The sequence below is a fragment of the Citrobacter sp. VF227 genome (assembly GCF_052950715.1).
Genome location: NZ_JBRFVF010000673.1, coordinates 1 through 429 on the forward strand (window position 1 = coordinate 1; position 429 = coordinate 429).

Sequence of the window (429 nt, forward strand, 5' to 3'; positions counted from 1 at the left end):
GGGTGATGACTACTTTTCGTGGTTTGAGCGCATCCAGCGGAGAGGGGTTGCTGGTATCGTAAAAGGCGTCACTTTTCGCCCGATAGGTGCCTCCGCAAAGAATCACCGTGGCATTTGGTTTTTCATTCAGCGCCACGAATACCCGGTGCGAGTAGCAAATTCCGGTAAAGGAAATATCATCCGGGATCATGCTGACGACTAATGGCATTTCCGCACCATTATCAAAAAAGACTAGATCGTTTTCACTTACCAGTCCCGCGGCCAGAATGGCAACCGGTAAGTCGTCGCGATGATACTGTTTTTGCGCAGGCACTGGGGCATTAACGTTGGCGGCTGGCTTGTTCACCATCACAATGTAACCACCGAGCAGCGTAAGCGGTAACGGCTCGTCATCCTGGCTGAGATCCCGACGAATGGTCATCACGGAAA

Annotated in this window: 1 pseudogene; it reads right to left on the bottom strand. The window is 51.7% G+C overall.

Annotation, left to right across the window (positions count from 1 at the left end):
• Nucleotides 1–429 (bottom strand): annotated as a pseudogene (locus tag ACU8YC_RS28495) (DeoR family transcriptional regulator); the annotation flags it as partial.